17 protein-coding genes, 1 tRNA gene and 1 riboswitch are annotated in these 17,084 nt (G+C 68.5%); of the genes, 11 read left to right on the top strand and 7 right to left on the bottom strand.

Translation table 11 applies throughout. The features are described 5' to 3' along the window. Positions 1-6: 6 nt before the first annotated feature. The gene (locus P8934_RS08350; RefSeq protein ID WP_278033770.1) at positions 7-2,739 is read left to right on the top strand and encodes a sensor histidine kinase; all 2,733 of its coding nucleotides are present in this window, start codon (positions 7-9) and stop codon (positions 2,737-2,739) included. 69 nt (positions 2,740-2,808) lie between these two features. On the opposite strand, the gene P8934_RS08345 is transcribed toward P8934_RS08350, so the two are convergent. From P8934_RS08345 to P8934_RS08335, 3 genes are all read right to left on the bottom strand, one after another. Then, on the bottom strand, positions 2,809-3,936 hold the full coding sequence (locus P8934_RS08345; protein ID WP_278033769.1) for a DUF294 nucleotidyltransferase-like domain-containing protein: 1,128 nt from the start codon (positions 3,934-3,936) through the stop codon (positions 2,809-2,811). 53 nt (positions 3,937-3,989) lie between these two features. After that, entirely contained in the window at positions 3,990-4,304 is a 315-nt protein-coding gene (locus P8934_RS08340) for an HlyU family transcriptional regulator (protein ID WP_278033768.1), read from the bottom strand. 81 nt (positions 4,305-4,385) lie between these two features. After that, a complete protein-coding gene (locus P8934_RS08335; protein WP_278033767.1) occupies positions 4,386-5,603 on the bottom strand; it encodes an argininosuccinate synthase in 1,218 nt (405 codons plus the stop codon). A gap of 144 nt (positions 5,604-5,747) precedes the next feature. Between P8934_RS08335 and rnt the strand changes: the two genes are divergently transcribed. Beyond that, a complete protein-coding gene (rnt, locus tag P8934_RS08330; protein ID WP_106231603.1) occupies positions 5,748-6,410 on the top strand; it encodes a ribonuclease T in 663 nt (220 codons plus the stop codon). Positions 6,411-6,511: 101 nt separating this feature from the next. Here rnt and grxD read toward each other — a convergent pair whose 3' ends face one another. Then, positions 6,512-6,865 (bottom strand): Grx4 family monothiol glutaredoxin, encoded by a 354-nt coding sequence (grxD, locus tag P8934_RS08325; RefSeq protein WP_278033766.1) that lies wholly within the window; start codon positions 6,863-6,865, stop codon positions 6,512-6,514. Positions 6,866-7,056: 191 nt separating this feature from the next. Here grxD and argF point away from each other — a divergent pair, with 191 nt between their 5' ends. The 7 genes from argF to P8934_RS08290 all read left to right on the top strand — a co-directional run bounded on the left by argF (position 7,057) and on the right by P8934_RS08290 (position 13,084). Beyond that, a complete protein-coding gene (gene argF / locus P8934_RS08320; protein WP_278033765.1) occupies positions 7,057-7,977 on the top strand; it encodes an ornithine carbamoyltransferase in 921 nt (306 codons plus the stop codon). 121 nt (positions 7,978-8,098) lie between these two features. Then, positions 8,099-8,404, top strand: coding sequence for a hypothetical protein (locus tag P8934_RS08315; RefSeq protein ID WP_278033764.1), 306 nt, complete (start codon positions 8,099-8,101; stop codon positions 8,402-8,404). Positions 8,405-8,477: 73 nt separating this feature from the next. After that, a riboswitch (TPP riboswitch) is annotated at positions 8,478-8,600 on the top strand. A 63-nt stretch (positions 8,601-8,663) separates the two neighbouring features. Next, a complete protein-coding gene (gene thiO / locus P8934_RS08310; protein ID WP_278033763.1) occupies positions 8,664-9,761 on the top strand; it encodes a glycine oxidase ThiO in 1,098 nt (365 codons plus the stop codon). Continuing rightward, complete coding sequence (thiS, locus tag P8934_RS08305; protein ID WP_106231595.1) at positions 9,758-9,967, top strand: sulfur carrier protein ThiS; 210 nt, start codon at positions 9,758-9,760, stop codon at positions 9,965-9,967. The genes thiO and thiS overlap by 4 nt, the downstream gene beginning before the upstream one ends. Beyond that, positions 9,967-10,770 carry a thiazole synthase gene (locus P8934_RS08300; protein ID WP_278033762.1) on the top strand — a complete coding sequence of 268 codons (804 nt, stop codon included), beginning with the start codon at positions 9,967-9,969 and terminating at the stop codon, positions 10,768-10,770. Before thiS ends, P8934_RS08300 begins: the two co-directional genes overlap by 1 nt. 134 nt (positions 10,771-10,904) lie before the next feature. After that, positions 10,905-12,038: a zinc-binding dehydrogenase gene (locus P8934_RS08295; RefSeq protein WP_278034014.1), complete on the top strand. Its 1,134-nt coding sequence runs from the start codon at positions 10,905-10,907 to the stop codon at positions 12,036-12,038. Then, entirely contained in the window at positions 12,035-13,084 is a 1,050-nt protein-coding gene (locus P8934_RS08290) for a proline racemase family protein (RefSeq protein WP_278033761.1), read from the top strand. Before P8934_RS08295 ends, P8934_RS08290 begins: the two co-directional genes overlap by 4 nt. 36 nt (positions 13,085-13,120) lie before the next feature. Here the strand turns inward: P8934_RS08290 and P8934_RS08285 are convergent, their stop codons facing one another. The 3 genes from P8934_RS08285 to P8934_RS08275 all read right to left on the bottom strand — a co-directional run bounded on the left by P8934_RS08285 (position 13,121) and on the right by P8934_RS08275 (position 15,691). Continuing rightward, complete coding sequence (locus tag P8934_RS08285) at positions 13,121-14,227, bottom strand: Glu/Leu/Phe/Val dehydrogenase (RefSeq protein ID WP_278033760.1); 1,107 nt, start codon at positions 14,225-14,227, stop codon at positions 13,121-13,123. A gap of 101 nt (positions 14,228-14,328) precedes the next feature. Next, positions 14,329-15,432 (bottom strand): DUF4236 domain-containing protein, encoded by a 1,104-nt coding sequence (locus P8934_RS08280; protein ID WP_278033759.1) that lies wholly within the window; start codon positions 15,430-15,432, stop codon positions 14,329-14,331. A gap of 189 nt (positions 15,433-15,621) precedes the next feature. Further along, positions 15,622-15,691: transfer RNA gene (locus P8934_RS08275), tRNA-Ser, on the bottom strand. 581 nt (positions 15,692-16,272) lie between these two features. On the opposite strand from P8934_RS08275, the gene P8934_RS08270 reads away from it, so the two are divergent. Further along, positions 16,273-16,743: a Panacea domain-containing protein gene (locus tag P8934_RS08270; protein WP_278033758.1), complete on the top strand. Its 471-nt coding sequence runs from the start codon at positions 16,273-16,275 to the stop codon at positions 16,741-16,743. Continuing rightward, positions 16,715-17,059: a hypothetical protein gene (locus tag P8934_RS08265; RefSeq protein ID WP_278033757.1), complete on the top strand. Its 345-nt coding sequence runs from the start codon at positions 16,715-16,717 to the stop codon at positions 17,057-17,059. Before P8934_RS08270 ends, P8934_RS08265 begins: the two co-directional genes overlap by 29 nt. Positions 17,060-17,084 lie beyond the last annotated feature (25 nt).

Genomic DNA, 17,084 nt, shown 5'->3' with positions numbered 1-17,084 from the left:
CACGCCATGAGAAGCAGCGTCGTGGTCCTGACGGTGGCCTTCGGCTATCTGGCACTGCTCTTCGTCATCGCCGCCTGGGGGGACCGCCGCGCCGAGCAGGGACGCTCGCTGATCGGCTCGCCCACCGTCTATGCACTCTCCATTGCCGTCTACTGCACCGCCTGGACCTTCTACGGCAGCGTCGGCCGCGCGGCCCAGTACGGCCCCAGCTTCCTGCTGATCTACCTGGGCCCGACCCTGGCGATGCTGATGGCCCCCTTCGTGATCCGCAAGATGGTGCGCATCGCCAGCGCCCAGCGCATCACCTCCATTGCCGACTTCATCAGCGCCCGCTACGGCAAGAGCTCGAGCCTGGGGGCCCTGGTGGCGCTGATCGCCCTGATCGGCATCACCCCCTACATCGCCCTTCAGCTCAAGGCCATCACCGTGAGCCACGCGGTGCTGGTCAACTATCCGCAGGCCGCCGAGCTGCGCCTGGTCGACGAGAGCTTCTGGGCCGACAAGTCCTTCTGGGTCGCCCTGGTGCTGGCGGTGTTCATCATCCTCTTCGGCACGCGCCACCTGGATGCCAGCGAGCGCCACGAGGGCATGGTGGCGGCCATCGCCTTCGAGTCGCTGGTCAAGCTGGTGGCCTTCCTCTCGGTCGGGGTCTTCACTGTCTTCGTGCTCTTCAACGGCCCGGCGGACCTCTTAGACCGGGTCGTCGCCATGCCCGAACTCACCCGGCTGATGAGCCTGGAAGCGGTGCCCGGGGGCGCCCTGGGCTGGGTGGGGATGCTGGTGCTGGCGTTCCTGGCCTTTCTCACCCTGCCGCGGCAGTTCCAGGTGCTGGTGGTCGAGAACGTCGACGAGCGGCACCTCAAGCGCGCCAGCTGGCTCTTCCCGCTCTACCTGCTGGTGATCAACCTCTTCGTGATCCCCATCGCCCTGGCCGGGCTGCTGCTGGGCGACGCCAGCGGCGACCCGGACAGCTTCGTGCTCACCCTGCCCCTCTCGGCCGGGCTGGAAGGGCTGCCGCTGCTGGTCTTCATCGGCGGTCTCTCGGCCGCCACCGGCATGATGATCGTCGAGACCATCGCCCTGTCGACCATGGTCAGCAACCAGCTGGTGATGCCGCTGCTGCTGCGCTCGCGCCACCTCCACCTGAGCACCCGCGGCGAGCTCGCCGGCTGGCTGCTGCGCATCCGGCGCGTGGCCATCCTGCTGATCCTGCTGCTCGGCTACCTCTACCATGCGCTGATCGGCGACGCCTACAGCCTGGTGACCATCGGCCTGGTCTCCTTCGCCGCCGCCTGCCAGTTCGCCCCGGCGCTGCTGATCGGCATGTACTGGCGGGGTGCCAACCGCCTGGGGGCCGGACTGGGCATGAGCGCGGGCTTCCTGATCTGGGCCTGGACCCTGCTGATCCCGGGCTTCGCCCAGTCCGGCTGGCTGGATGCCGGCTTCCTCGACCAGGGCCCCTGGGGGCTCGCCTGGCTCAAGCCTTATGCGCTGTTCGGCCTCGAGGGCTGGGACATCTATACCCACTCGCTGCTATGGAGCCTGGGCGCCAACCTCGGCCTGCTGGTGGGCATCTCGCTCTTCACCCGCCAGTCGCCGCTGGAGCAGACCCAGGCGGCGCTGTTCACCGAGGCCATGCACCCCGGCCTGGTGCAGACCACGCTGTGGCAGGGCCAGACCACCCGTGGCGAGTTGCGCGCCCTGCTCGACCGCTACCTGGGCGGCGCCGCCACCGCACGCGTCTTCGCCACCCATCCCGACGAGGCCGCCGACGACAGCCAGCCCGCGCCGCCGGGACTGACCGCCCGTGCCGAACAGGCCCTGGCCGGTTCCCTGGGCAGCGCCTCGGCGCGGGTACTGATCGACTCGGTGGTGCGCGGCGAGGCCCTGAACCTCGAGTCCATCCTCAGCATCCTCGACACCACCTCCGAGACCCTGGAGGTCAACCGTCGCCTGGAGCAGAAGTCCCGGGAGCTGGCGCGCACCAGCGAGGAGCTGCGCGCGGCCAACGAACGCCTGCGCGAGCTCGACCGCCTCAAGGACGAGTTCGTGGCCATGGTCAGCCACGAGTTGCGCACGCCCCTCACCTCGATCCGCGCCTTTGCCGAGATCCTGCGCGACAGCGGCGACCTGCCCGACGAGAAGCGCCGCCACTTCCTCGACGTGGTGGTGCGCGAGAGCCAGCGGCTCTCGCGGCTGATCGAGGAGATCCTGGACCTGGCCAGACTGGAGAGCGGCCGCCTGACCCTGGAGCCCCAGCGCCTGGACCTGGTGGCCCTGGCCCGCCACAGCGTGGATGCGGTGCACCGGCTGCAGGAGAACCGCGGGGTAAGCCTCGCGGTCGAGATCACACCGGAGACCGCGACGGTCATCGGCGACCCGGACCGTCTCGAACAGGTGATCATCAACCTGCTCGACAACGCCGGCAAGTTCGCCGCCGACGACGACCCCAAGGTGCTGCTGCGCCTCGAGCGGTACAAGGACCACTACCGCCTCGCCGTGGAGGACAACGGGCCCGGCATCGCCGAGGACGAGCGCGAACGGGTCTTCGAGAAGTTCCACCAGATCCAGCGCCAGGAGGGGGGCGAGACACGCGGCCGCCCCCGCGGCAGCGGCCTGGGGCTGCCCATCAGTCGGGGCATCGTCGCCCACCTGGGTGGGCGGCTGTGGGTCGAGGAGGCGCCGCGACTGGGCGGTGCCTGCCTGGTGATGGAGCTGCCCGAGGCGCCACCGGAATAAGGCGCAAGAAACAAGGAGCAAGGCATTGTGCGCTACCGAGGCATCGGCTAGTGGCCAGCCTGCGGGCGTTCAGGGCCGCCGCGCATGGCGCAACAGTCGACGGATCTGCAGCAGGTCATGACGCAGCAGCAGGCGCTGCTCCTCGCCAAGCCGGGCGATATCCACCCAGCCATCGGGGCTGCGCCCCTCGATGAGGGCCCGGCGCTGCTCGTCGAGCATCAGCGCCTGCAGCCGCTCGTGTGCCGCGGTCAGTGCCCGGGCATGCTCGGCGTCGAGCGCCTCCAGCATCACCAGCGCCACCAGCCGCGAGCGGGTATCCGGCGGCCGTACCCCGTGGCGCACGGCCAGCAGGCGCACCGCATTCACCAGCGGCAGCATTCCCTGGCGCTTGAGGTTGATGGCCCGCTCATGGGGGGCGCCCTCGCCGTCGCCGCTGAGCCGGCCGAGCCGGTCCAGGGCCAGCGGCAGCTCATCGAGCAGGCTCGTCATCTCGTCGAGGAAGAGGTGGGCTCCCGGGAGCAGCCGGGCCACCCGATCGGCCAGGGCCTCGGCGAGCTCGGGCTCGCCGTGGACCGGGTGGAAGTCGAGCAGGATATTGGCCTGCTGGACCCGCTTGACGCGACGCTCCGCGGTCCAGATCTCCAGCTGTGCGCGCCACTCCGAGAGCCGCTTGCGCCACATCGGCCAGCGCGCCATGACATGGCCCTGGCAGAGCGGGATCCCGGCCGCGTCGAGGCGCGCGGTGAAGCGCTCGCCCAGCGACTGGAAGTAGCCGTCGATCTCGGTATGCCGATCGTCAGGGTAGTCGGCGATGATCATGGCGTTGTCCTGGTCCGGCGCCAGCAGGCTCTCGTGGCGCGCCCCCGAGCCGAGGGTCAACACGCAGAAGGTCGCCGGCGGCGCCCCCCAGCCCTGGCCGCGCATCTCCTCCAGGGAGAGGGTGATGGCGCGCCGGTAGAGCCAGTCGTTATGGTCGCTGATCAGCTGGCTGATACGCCAGGCGGGCAGGTCGAGCCGGTCGAGGGCCTCCAACAGCTGGCCTTGCCAGGCATGGGCCTCGTCCAGATCGGGAGCGGGCCCGAGACTTGCCAGGGCCTGGCCCAGCGGGGCCAGCAGCGCCGGCCAATCGCTGGGGTCGGGCAAGGTATCGGTGGCGAAGAGCCCTCGCCAGGGCGAGGGTCGGTGCAGCAGGCGCATGGAGGCTCCGGATCATGCTGTGGATCGGCATGTCCTGAAGTATAGGGCGAGCCTCAGCGCGGCGAGAACATCTCGTCGCCCACCTCGTCGATGAAGCGCTGCGCCTTGCTGACCATCAGGGCGTCGCAGGCCTCGCGGCCGGGCAGCATGTCGGAGCGCTCGAAGCGGTGCTCGAGCATCTCGCCCTCCTCCCCGTCGGCGGCGGGCAGCGGCTTGCGGATCCAGCCGCTGACACGGTACTGGCCGCCCTGGTCGGCGGGTTCGGAGATGATCAGGTAGCCCTTGTACTCCACCGGCTCGGCGGCCGCGGCGTTGCCGGACTTGCCCTCGCCACCGCCGAACAGGCCGGATAACAGCTTCTTGAACATGGTGCTCTCCTCGCGGGTGATGGGCCTCGACACGACGACGCCGGCGGCGGGCCGGCGTCGAAGAAGGCATGACGGTGAGTCTCAGTCCTGCCTGCGGCCCTTGCCGGCGGCGATGCGCAGGCGCAGGGCGTTGAGCTTGATGAAGCCCTCGGCATCCTTCTGGTCGTAGGCGCCAGCGTCGTCCTCGAAGGTGGCGATGGACTCGTCGAAGAGCGAGGCGTCGGACTTGCGGCCCGCCACGGTGGCACTGCCCTTGTAGAGCTTCATGCGCACCACGCCGGAGACGTTCTTCTGGGTCTCGTCGATGGCCGCCTGCAGCATGCGACGCTCCGGGCTCCACCAGTAGCCGTTGTAGATCACCTCGGCATACCTGGGCATCAGCTCGTCCTTGAGGTGCGCCTCCTCGCGGTCGAGGGTCAGCGACTCGATGGCGCGATGAGCACGCAGCATGATGGTGCCCCCCGGGGTCTCGTAGCAGCCGCGGGACTTCATGCCCACATAACGGTTCTCGACGATGTCGAGGCGGCCGATGCCGTTGTCGCCACCCAGCTTGTTGAGCTTCTCGAGCACCTCATGGGGCTTCATCGGCACGCCGTCGATGGCCACGATGTCGCCCTTCTCGTAGGTCAGCTCGATATAGGTGGGCGTATCCGGCGCGGCCTCGGGCGACACGCTCCAGCGCCACATCTCCTCCTCGGCCTCGGCCCAGGGGTCCTCGAGGATGCCGCCCTCGTAGGAGATGTGCAGCAGGTTGGCATCCATCGAGTAGGGCGACTTCTTCTTGGAGGAGAAGTCTACCGGGATGTCGTGCTGCTGGCAGTAGGCCATCAGCTTCTCGCGGGAGTTGAGGTCCCACTCGCGCCAGGGGGCGATCACCTTGACGCCCGGCTTCAGGGCATAGGCGCCGAGCTCGAAGCGCACCTGGTCGTTGCCCTTGCCGGTGGCGCCGTGGGAGATGGCGTCGGCGCCGGTCTGGTCGGCGATCTCGATCAGGCGACGGGCAATCAGCGGGCGGGCGATGGAGGTGCCGAGCAGGTACTCGCCCTCGTAGAGGGTATTGGCGCGGAACATCGGGTAGACGTAGTCGCGCACGAACTCCTCGCGAAGGTCCTCGATATGGATCTCCTTGACCCCCAGCGCCTGGGCCTTGGCCCGGGCCGGCTCGACCTCCTCGCCCTGGCCGATGTCCGCGGTGAAGGTCACGACCTCGCAGTCATAGGTTTCCTGCAACCACTTGACGATGACGGACGTGTCCAGGCCGCCGGAATAGGCGAGCACGACCTTCTTGACATCGGACATGCTGAGGCTCCTCTAGTAGCGTTCTCGAAGGAGGCGATTATAGCGCGCCGAGCCAGCAGCGAATACCGGCGACGCGACTCGCCGAGGGCAAGCTGCTAGACTTTCGCGGTTTCGAGACACGATGGCCCAGACAAGGAGAGGTGCATGAGCGAGGCGATCGCCCGCGAACTCATGGCGCAGCGATTCCGCAGCTTCCTGCCCGTGGTGGTGGACCTGGAAACCGGCGGATTCAATCCCGAGCGCGATGCGATCCTCGAGATCGCCGCCGTCACCCTGACCATGGACCCGGACGGCAACCTGGTCCCCGACGCCACCTACGCCTACCATGTCACCCCCTTCGGGGGAGCCAACGTGGAGCAGTCGGCGCTGGACTTCACCGGCATCCGGCTGGATGACCCGCTGCGCCGCCAGGTGGCTGTCAGCGAGGCCGAGGCACTGGGCGAGATCTTCCGCCCGGTGCGCAAGTCCATCAAGGCACACGGCTGCACCCGGGCCGTGCTGGTCGGCCACAATGCCGCCTTCGACCACGGCTTCCTCAACGCCGCGGTCAACCGCTGCGGCATCAAGCGCAACCCCTTCCACCCCTTCTCGAGCTTCGACACGGCCTCGCTCGGCGGCCTGGTCTATGGCCAGACCGTACTGGCCAGGGCCTGCCGCGCCGCGGGCATCGAGTTCGACAACAGTGCCGCCCACTCGGCACGCTACGACACCGAGCGCACCGCCGAGCTGTTCTGTGCGATGGTCAACCGCTACAAGGACCTGGGCGGCTGGGCCCTGGCCCAGAAGGAGCAGGGGCTGGAGGAGTAGCGCCAAGCGGCCAGAGGCGTGTGATGATCTCGTCAACAAGCAACCCCCGAAGGCCGAGACCTCCGGGGGTTGCTTGTAGCTCGGCGCTTGACGCCCGGCGTTTACTGCTTCTCGTCGCCCGGCTCCTCGGTCTGGGCACGGGAGGCCGCGGCCTTCACCAGCTTTTCCAGCTCGCCGGTCTGGTGCATCTCGACCACGATGTCGCAGCCGCCGACCAGTTCACCCTCGACCCACAACTGCGGGAAGGTCGGCCAGTTGGCCACCTTGGGCAGCTCGGCACGTATGTCCGGGTTGTCCAGGACGTTGACGAAGGCGAAGCGCTCGCCGCAGGCCATCAGGGCCTGGACGGTCTGGGCGGAGAAACCGCACTGCGGCAGCTGGGGGGTGCCCTTCATGTAGATCAGGATGGGGTTCTCGCCGATCTGGCGCTGGATGTTCTCGACGGTGGTGCTCATGACGTCTCCCTTTCTCGTGTGTCCGGGCCCCGGCGAACCGGGCCTCGATTGACCGTGGCCGTCAGGCGCCCGGGCAATACCCGAGTATGCTGGTCGGCCTTGTGGATGAGGGCCATTCTACTGATGACGGTCGCGTTGCGCATCCCCTGTGGGCTGGCTAGGATGGTCGTTTTTTCCCGTGGAGCGACACCATGGCCACCCGCCATTTCCTCACCCTGCTTGACCTCGGTCCGGACGAGCTGCGCTACCTGATCCAGCGCGCCATCTCGATCAAGAACGGCCTGAAGACCCACGGGCCAACCTACACGCCCTTCGCCAACCGCACCCTGGCGATGATCTTCGAGAAGTCCTCGACCCGCACCCGGGTCTCCTTCGAGACCGCCATGGCGCAGTTCGGCGGCCATGCGCTGTTCCTCTCGCCCCGCGACACCCAGCTCGGCCGCGGCGAACCCATCGGCGATACCGCACGGGTGCTCTCGGAGATGGTCGATGCGGTGATGATCCGCACCTTCTCCCACGAGGGCCTGGAGACGTATGCCGCCGCCAGCACGGTGCCGGTGATCAACGCCCTCACCGACGACTACCACCCCTGCCAGCTGCTCGCCGACGTGATGACCTGGACCGAGCTGCGCGGCAGCGTGAAGGGCCGTACCGCGGTGTGGATCGGTGATGGCAACAACATGTGCCACTCCTGGATCAACGCCGCCCGGCAGTTCGACTTCCAGCTGCGCATCTGCTGTCCGGAAGGCTACGAGCCACGCCAGGGCATCCTGGCGGCTGCCGGCGAGCGGGTGACTATCGTGCGCGATCCCCAGCAGGCCGTGGCGGAAGCCGACCTGGTGACCACCGACGTCTGGGCCTCCATGGGCCAGGAAGAGGAGCAGGCCAGGCGCCAGGCCGATTTCGCCGGCTTCCAGGTGAGCGAGGCGATGCTCGACCGGGCGAAGGACGACGTGCTCTTCCTGCACTGCCTGCCCGCCCACCGCGGCGAGGAGATCAGCACGACCCTGCTCGATGACCCGCGCGCCGTGGTCTGGCAGGAGGCCGGCAATCGCCTGCATGCCCAGAAGGCGCTGATCGAGTTCCTGCTGCTGGGACGCGTGGAGGGCTGAGGGACGCGCCCCGCCCGGCGGGCAGGATTCCCGGGCGGGGGCATCTTAGACCTTGGTATGACATCGACCTTCGTCGCATGTATAATGCGCTGCAGCAGAATCCTTCAGGAGATGCGGCAGCATGAGACATGACACCCCCAGCACCACCGGCATGCAGCGCAGCCTGCGCCAGTGCCTCTCCAACATGGCCGCCCTGCTCTATCGCCAGGGGCACGTCCTCGAGACGGTCACCGTTCCCCACCGCGGCCTCGACCGCCACGCCCTCGAGGCACTCGGCGAAGCCGACCGCGACTGGGCACCCTGCCAGCACGTCCTCGAGACCAGCCGGGCGGCCACCTGGAACGACCAGCAGCGCTTCGTGCTGACCGACCTCGGCCGCGAGCTGCTGTTCGACATGTTCGGCGAGGGGGCCGCCGACTGCGCCTGAACCGGACAGGATGCTCCCTCGATGCCCGGGCACGCGACGAGATTGCGTGCCCGGGCATCTTTGGTTAAGTTGGCAGGACTTGTCGGGGAGCCCCGGTACGCGCAGCAAGCCGTGCACGGGGGCTGAGATCGGTACGGCCGAACCCGTTGAACCTGATCAGGTTGATGCCTGCGGAGGGAACAAGCGGCATGTCACGCCTGCCTGCCCCCTGTCGCCTTCCCGCCTGGTCAGCCATGTCTCCTGCTGGATGGCCGCTATCTTGACAACCACCACCGATCACGTCGCCGTCGCCGGGGCCGGCCTGCTGGGGCGCCTGGTCGCCTGGCAACTGCTCGCCGACGGTCACGCCGTCACCCTCTATGACGCCGGGGACCTGGACGCCCCACCGGCTGCCGCCTGGACCGCCGCCGGCATGGTCGCGCCGCTCTGCGAGACGGCCGTCTCCGAGCGCTGCGTCCATGACATGGGCCGTTTCGCCCTGACCCAGTGGCCGCGGTGGCTCCAGGCCCTCGACGCCTCATCGCTGTGGCAGCAGCACGGCAGCCTGATGGTGGCGCACCCTCAGGACCTGGGCGAGCTCACCCAGTTCCGCCGCGACCTCGACCACGCGCTGGGCGGCAACGCCCCCTGCCAGCCCCTCGACGCCCGAGAGATCCACCGGCTGGAGCCCGACCTGGCCCCCGGCTTCCAGCAGGGCCTCTACCTGCCGGACGAGGCCCACCTGGACAACCGGGCCCTGCTCACCCGCCTGCTCGACGAGATTCGCGCCCTGGGCGGGGAGTGCCGCGCCCACTGCCCGGTGGAAACCTTCCCCGGCGAGGTCATCACCGCCGACGGCCGCCGGGGCTTCGATCTGGTCATCGACTGTCGCGGCACGGGCGCCCGGCCGCGTCACCCTAGCCTGCGCGGCGTGCGCGGCGAGACCCTGCACGTGCAGACCGACGAGATCCGGCTCTCGCGCCCGGTACGGCTGATGCATCCCCGCTACCAGCTCTATGTGGTCCCCAAGCCGGGGCATCGCTTCGTCATCGGCGCCACCCAGATCGAGAGCGAGGACCGCTCGCCGGTGTCGCTGCAGTCCTCGCTGGAGCTGGGCAGCGCCCTCTATACCCTGTCCCCGGCCTTCGCCGAGGCGCGCATCCTGGAGCAGGGGGTCAACCTGCGCCCCGCCTTCCTCGACAACCTGCCCCATGTCACCCACCGGGAGGGGCTGGTCACCGCCAACGGCCTGTTCCGGCACGGCTACCTGCTGGCCCCGGCCGTGGTCTGCCACCTGCTGGCCGGGATCCGCGGCCACGGCGAACGGCCCTTCGCCGACACTCTGGCGGCACGCCCGCCGCAGGAGAATGCTGCATGAACGAGATCACTCTGCGCCTCAACGACGAGGCCGTCCGCCTTCCCGCCGGCACGCCGCTCACGGACGCCCTGCAGGCGTGGCACTACGCCGACCGCCGCGTCGCCGTGGCTGTCAATGGCGAGTTCGTGCCCCGCTCCGCCTACGCCGGACGGGTCCTGCAGGACGACGACCGCATCGATATCGTGGCCCCGGTGGGAGGTGGCTGATGGACGCGCTGCACGACGATACCCTGACGCTGTATGACGAGGCCTTCGCCAGCCGCTTCCTGCTCGGCACCGCCCTCTACCCCTCGCCCACCGTGATGCAGGAGGCCATCCGGGCCGCCGGCTGCGAGATGGTCACCCTGGGCCTGCGCCGTCAGAACCCCGCCGCCGGCGACGGCGACGCCTTCTGGCAGATCCTGCGCGACAGCGGCTGCCGGCTGCTGCCCAACACCGCCGGCTGCCGCTCGGCCCGGGAGGCGATCACCCTCGCGCAGATGTCCCGCGAGCTCTTCGACACGCCCTGGATCAAGCTCGAGGTGATCGGCGACGACTACAACCTGCAGCCGGACCCCTTCGGCCTGCTGGAGGCGGCAAGGGAACTGTTCGACCAGGGCTTCAAGGTACTGCCCTACTGCACCGACGACCTGGTGCTCTGCCAGCGCCTGCGCGATGCCGGCTGCCAGGCGCTGATGCCCTGGGGCTCGCCCATCGGCACCGGTCGCGGGCTGATGAACCGCTATGCCCTCGAGACCCTGCGCCGGCGCCTGGACGTGCCGCTGATCATCGATGCCGGCCTGGGCGCCCCATCCCAGGCTGCCGAGGCCATGGAGATGGGCTTCGACGGCGTGCTGCTCAATACCGCCGTAGCCCGCGCCCATCGCCCGGCGCTGATGGCCGAGGCCTTCGCCGAGGCCATCCGCGCCGGCCGCAAGGCCTACCTGGCCGGGCTGATGCAGCAGCGCCAGACCGCCAGCCCCAGCACGCCGACGGTGGGGCAGCCCTTCTGGCATCGCGACGGCGGCTGACCTGGCGCCGCTTCCCTCCGCACGCGCCGCCGGGGGGATGACGTCGGGACGGGGAAGTCTGCTATCGTCTGCCCGAGTCGATCCCCCCAGACGAGAGGAGGCACCCAGTGAGCAGCGAGACCCTTCCCGACACCATGGCCGCCATGCTGCTGACCGGGCATGGTGACGTCGACAAACTGGTCTACCGTGACGACGTGCCGACCCCACGGCCGGGGCCCGGCGAGGTGCTGGTGAGGGTCACGGCCACCGCCAAGAACAACACCGACCGCAAGGCCCGCGAGGGGCTCTACCCGGTGAAGAAGGGCGAGGTGACCTCCTTTGCCATGGGCGGGGAGCCGACCCTGACCTTTCCGCGCATCCAGGGCGCCGATATCGCCGGGCGCGTGGTGGCGGTGGGCGAGGGGGTCGAGGCCTCGCGGATCGGTGAGCGCGGCCTGCTCGACTTCAACCTCTACCCGGATGCCCGGCACGACATCAACCTGACCCCGGACTACTACGGCCACGGCGCCGACGGCGGCTTCGCCGAATACGTCGCCGTGCCCTCGGACCAGTTCCACCACGTGCCCAACCCGGAACTGCGCGATGCCGAGCTCGCCGCCCTGGGCATGTGCTCCTACCAGACCGCCTACCACATGATGACGTCCGCCCGCGTCAGCGCGGGTGAACGGATTCTCGTCAGCGGGGCCAGCGGCGGGGTCGGCACCGCACTCATCCAGCTCTGCCGTATCGTCGGCGCCCTGCCCTACGCGGTCAGCCAGCAGGAGAAGGCCCCGGCGCTGAAGGCGCTGGGCGCCGAGGCGGTGATCGACCGCGGCGACCTGGAGGGCTTCGCCGAGCGGGTGCTCGAGGCCACCGGAGGCGCGCCCATCGACGCGGTGATGGACCTGGTCGGCGGCGAGATGACCGACCGCTTCATCGACACCATGATCCAGGACATGAAGGCGCGCAGCACCTACCCGAGGCTCTCCATCGCCGGCGCCAGCGGCGGCAACATCAGCGAGATCCTGTGGACGCGCATCTACCTCTACCAGGTGCAGATCTTCGGCGTCTCCCACGGTACACGCGAGGAAGCCGAGCAGCTGATGGCCTGGATCCGTTCCGGCGAGCTCAAGCCGGTGCTGCACGCCGCCTTCAAGCTCTCCGACCTCCACCAGGCCGAGCGCTACTTCGTCAGCCGCGGCAGCAACTTCCTGGGCAAGATCGTGATCGTCCCCGACAGCCAGTGGGACGAGCATGGCGCGCCCTTCGCCCTCGAGGGACACTCATGAGCCAGGAACTGACCCTGCAACTGATCGATACCCATGCCGGCGGCGATGTCAGCCGCATCGTGGTCGGCGGCATCGAGCCCCTGCCCGGCGCCACGGTGCGTGACCAGATGCACTACCTGCGCGACGACGCCGACGGCCTGCGCAGGCTGCTGCTGGAGGAGCCCTACGGCATTCCCGAGATGTCGGTGGACCTGCTCGTGCCCGCCACCGACCCGGCCGCCGAGGTGGGCTACATCATCATGGAGGTGATGGGCTACCCCATCTACTCCGGCTCCAACACCATCTGCACCGCCACGGCGGTGCTGGAGAGCGGCCTGGTGCCCAAGCAGGAGGGACGCCAGCGCTTCAAGCTGGAGTCACCGGCGGGGCTGGTGCAGATCGAGGCCTGGGTCGAGAACGGCGTGGTGGAGGCGATCACCTGCGGGGGCCTGCCCAGCTACATCGACACCTACCGCGCCAGTATCCATGTCCCCGGCCTGGGCGACGTCACCTATTCGGTGGCCTACAGCGGCGGCTTCTACGCCCTGGTGGACGCCGCCGAGCTCGGCTTCCACCTCAACCGCGACGAGGAGCGGGAGCTCGCCGACTGCGCCCACCGCATCGTCGAGGCGATCCAGGCCGAGCGCGGCTTCTCCCACTACACCCTGGGCGACGTGGGCCCGCTGCCCTTCCTGCACTTCATGGGGCCGGTGGAGCAGGTGGCCGACGACTTCTACCGCTCGCGTTCGGCCACCTACGTGCATCCGGGAGTGATCTGCCGCAGCACCACCGGCACCGGCACCTCGGCGCGCCTGGCCCTGATGCGCCACGAGGGCACCATCGAGCCCGGTGACAAGCTGGAAACCGTCTCGCTGCGCGAGACCGGCTTCATCGGCGAGTTCACCGGAACGCGACAGGAAGGGACCCACACGGTCGTGGAGAACACCATCACCGGCAAGAGCTACGTGCTGGCCCGCTCCGACATCGTGGTCAACTGCGACGACCCCCTGGTGGCGTGCGCCGGACTGCACCACATCCTCAGCGCCGGCCAGGCCACGCCCGACTGAGTGCCCCCGGAGGGCGGCGGGAGGACCGCGCCCCGGTCACCAGGTCCGGCGAAAACGCATGGCGGTGACCACGCGCTCCCGGGCCATCTCGATGGCCGCCTGACGGGGAAGCCCGCCGGCGGCCTCGGCCCGCTGCAGTACCTCGGTGACGTTGGCGTGGATCTTCTCCGCGATGCTCTCGAGGGCCTCCCCCTGGCGGCCGCCACGATGCTCGACGGCCGCGCAGATCACGCCGCCGGCGTTGACGATGAAGTCCGGCAACACCAGCACGCCGCGCTCGGCGAGCCGCCGCTCCGCCGCCTCGGTGACCGGGATGTTGGCCCCCTCCGCCACTACCCGGGCCTGCAGCCGGTCCACGTTGCCCTCGTGGATGACGTCGGGCCGTGCCGCCGGGATCCAGATGTCGCACTCGGCGTCGATGATCGCATCCCGCGGCCCAGCCTCCCCACCCGGGAACTCGGCCAGGCGACCGCCCTGGCGCTTCCAGTCGACCAGCGCCGGGACATCGAGGCCCTCGGCTCGCGCCAGGCTGCCCGCGGAATCCGATGCCGCCACCAGCCGCGCCCCGCGCTCGACGAGAAAGCGCGCGGCGTTCATGCCGACCGCCCCGAAGCCCTGGATGGCAACCCGCGCACCGGCGAGCGGGAAGGCCACGAAGGGCTCAGCCGCCTCGAGGGCGACGGCCAGGCCGAATCCCGTGGCGCCGATCTCGTCGAGGGGGATGCCGCCTATCTCCCGCGGCAAGCCCACGGCGCGGCCGATGACGTCATGCACCCAGGCCATGGCGGTCTCGTCGGTGCCCATGTCCGGGCCCGCGATGTAGTCCTGCACGTCCTTCAGCGCATAAGCGTAGGCACGCACCAGCCGCTCCTTGTCGGCAGCCGGCATCCCGGGGTCGGCGAAGATGACCGCCTTGGCCCCGCCATGGGGCAGGCCGGCGGCCGCATTCTTCAGGGTCATCGCGCGGGCGAGCCGTGCACATTCCGCCAGGCTCACGTCCGGGGCCATGCGCGTGCCGCCGATGGCCGGCCCGGCCGCCACATTGTCGATCACCAGGATGGCCCGGAGGCCCGTGGCCGCGTCATGCAGGTAGAGGACCTTCTCGGGCCCCAGGTCATCAACCAGCTCGAAGGCATCACCCATCGCCGCTCTCCCCATCGCGTCATCCCTGAGCTCAAGCTAGCAGGCTTCGCCCGACATGGCGCCATGCCCGGCGGGCCCGAGGGCTGGCGAGCCGCCCGGCATCAGCGTCGGCGCCAGTCCAGTTCAAAGGGCGTGATGTTGCGGAAGGCGCCGGTCCTGGCCATCTCGCGTCGCAGGGGAAAGGCCGCCAGGGCATCAATCGGGTCGAGTTCCGACAGCCGGTCGAAGTCGAGGCCCTCCCACGCCTCGCGGGTCACCTTGGCGCTGAAGAGGTAGCTGGCCTGCAACTCGCTGCCCTCCGGCGCCTCGACCCGGCGATGGCCGGAGACCAGCACGTGCTCGATGCCCGGCAGGCGGGCGAAGACCGTGCCCAGCACCCGGAAGGCCACGCCATGCACGTGGCGCCGGTAGAGCTCGCGCTGTCGCGTGGCGCCGAGCTTGCGCGGCGAGAGCTTGAGGCGCTTGGCGGGCATGGTCCAGTAGCGGTCGGGCATCTCCTCCTCGCCCGGCAGGTCGATGTCCAGGGCAATGGTGCGGCAGTCGTCACTCAGCTCGAAGTCGACCAGCGTCTCGCGCGGCCAGTCGAGCTCGTCAAGTCGCTCGGCCAGCGTCTGCTGCATGGCCTCGGGGTCGTTCCAGGCCGCCACCTCCTCGCGCTGCTGACGCTCGAACTCGCGGGCATCGAACTGGGCCTTCTCCCACTCCCAGGCACGATAGGCCTCGGCATGCGACGCCTCGCGGCGAGCGTTCTCCCGCTCGAGCCGTGCCCGGGCCCCCGGCCAGAGGGCATGCCGCCAGTCGGGCCGTTCCAGGGTCACCGGCGCGGGAGGAGGCACCGGGTAGTTGCGCGGCTGATAGCCGGCCGCCTCCGGTGGCGGCGTCTGCTCGTGCAGGTGCTCGAGCCGGTCGAGCGCGGCATTGAGCTGCTCGCAGTGGCTCTCGAGCGCTGCGCGTATCGCCGCCTCGCCCTGGCGGCGCAGCGCCCGGGCCTCGACATCGGGAAGGCGGCGTCCATCGGGATGCCGGTAGCGGATCTCCCCGCTGGCGGCGATGTCGAGCTGCACCGGCAGTTCCTCGCCGCCTTCACCGGTTGCCAGGGACAGATGGATACCGGGCGGGCCGACCGAGAGCCCGGGACGCAGCCTGGAGGTAAGGAGTCGCGCACCGGGTGCGAGACGAATGCGACGCTGGAAGCGAAACCCCACGATGGCCTCTCCCTGATGACCGGTCCAGCTACAGGGTACTGCACTGTTCGTCATTCGTAACAAACGATGTGACCGCCGCAGGAAGGCTGGCCCCTCACGCCCCGCGGCCCCGTCAGGAGGCAGAGGGGCACGCACCAACGAAAACGCCGCCTGAAGCAGGGCTTCAGGCGGCGTTTTCATGAAGATGGTTGGTGGAGCCTAGCGGGATCGAACCGCTGACCTCAACACTGCCAGTGTTACCTCGGCCCTCTCCTAACCCCATGCCAACGTTGAGGATTCACTTCATGGGGGTGTCGATATATACAGCACATGAAACAACGGTGTGGCGGGGCGCGCCGAGGAGGTTTTACCAGCTCTCCCCTACAGCTGATTGCCTGTCCGGCACCGCACCGGCATCGTTGCCCCATGGACGACGCTACCCTCTTCCGCATCACCCAATGGCGCAAACGCCTCGAGCGCCAGGGCTGGACCGGCATTCGCCGGGCACCACCACCACGCAACCGGCTCATCGAATACCACCTGATCTGGCGCGGCCATCTCGTATCCGGGCGGGTGCGTCTAGCGGATCAGCGGGACGAGGCCTGGTGGCAGCCTGGTACTCCAGCCTACCTATTCATGCGCGGGATAGATGTCGCGGATGGGGTGTGGAGAATGGCGCAAGACCAAAGCAGACGCTCCGGGCAGGTGCATCGACGGCCTCCGGCATGACTGGCTCCAGAATTGAGGGTGATGTCTCGCAAGGCCTAAGGAGCTGCGTCGTCTTGAAAATTCGCCTCCTTGCATTTAAGCTCCGCGTCCCTCACCTTTGAGGCAGGTTTACCAGCGAACGGGAGGTGCATCATGGCTATCACTGCTTTGCAGGCTGCCAAGCTGGCATGCAGTTCCTCTGGCTGGACACTTACCAACCTGCAGCTCCAGAAAATTCTGTATATCGCTCACATGTTGCACTCTGGCAGGCATGGGGAGCCGCTAGTAGGCGATGAAGCGTTTGAGGCATGGGGCTACGGTCCGGTCCTTCCGGTGGTATACCAGCATGTCTCGGCCTTCGGGGATCGACCTATCAAGAACGTGTTCCATCGCGTCCCTGATGTCCCCTATGGATCCCCTGAGCACCAGATCATCGTGGATGCCGTAGAACGACTCTCCCGCATGAACCCTTACCGGCTCGTCGAGATCACGCATGAGCCTGCCGGGGCGTGGCACCGCAACTACTTCCCTGGAGTCAAAGGCATCGACATCCCCCAGGAAGACGTCGTGGCCGAGTACAAGCAAAGGTTTCCTGATGCCGAGCGAGTCGAACAGCGAGTTTGATCAGCTAGAGTCCAGTAGCAATGACGGCACCGATGAAAGCGACGCCTACAGCAAGTCCGCAATGGCGGCTGAAGAGGCGTACAAGGAACTCGACGCCGTCAAAGACAAGCTCAAGGAAGAGCGCTTCCTGTTCGTGCTGGCCGGCCTGGTACTGCTGAATGCCCATATCCTCGGCAACATGGACAACTGGGCAGCCCCTGTGGTGATCGGCATTCTTCAGATCTTCGGCCTTCTAATCTTCGCCAGGCGAAGCGGTGTCGAGGAAGTACAGCAATTGCTGGACAAGCTGCTCGACGCGGTGAAGCCCGGCCGCTGATCTTCGCCATGCACTCGCATGCCTG

Source organism: Halomonas sp. CKK8, assembly GCF_029625235.1.
In the GTDB taxonomy this organism is placed as follows: domain Bacteria; phylum Pseudomonadota; class Gammaproteobacteria; order Pseudomonadales; family Halomonadaceae; genus Halomonas; species Halomonas ventosae.
The sequence above is the reverse complement of the archived record's forward strand: the minus strand, read 5'-3'. Positions and strand labels throughout refer to the sequence as shown.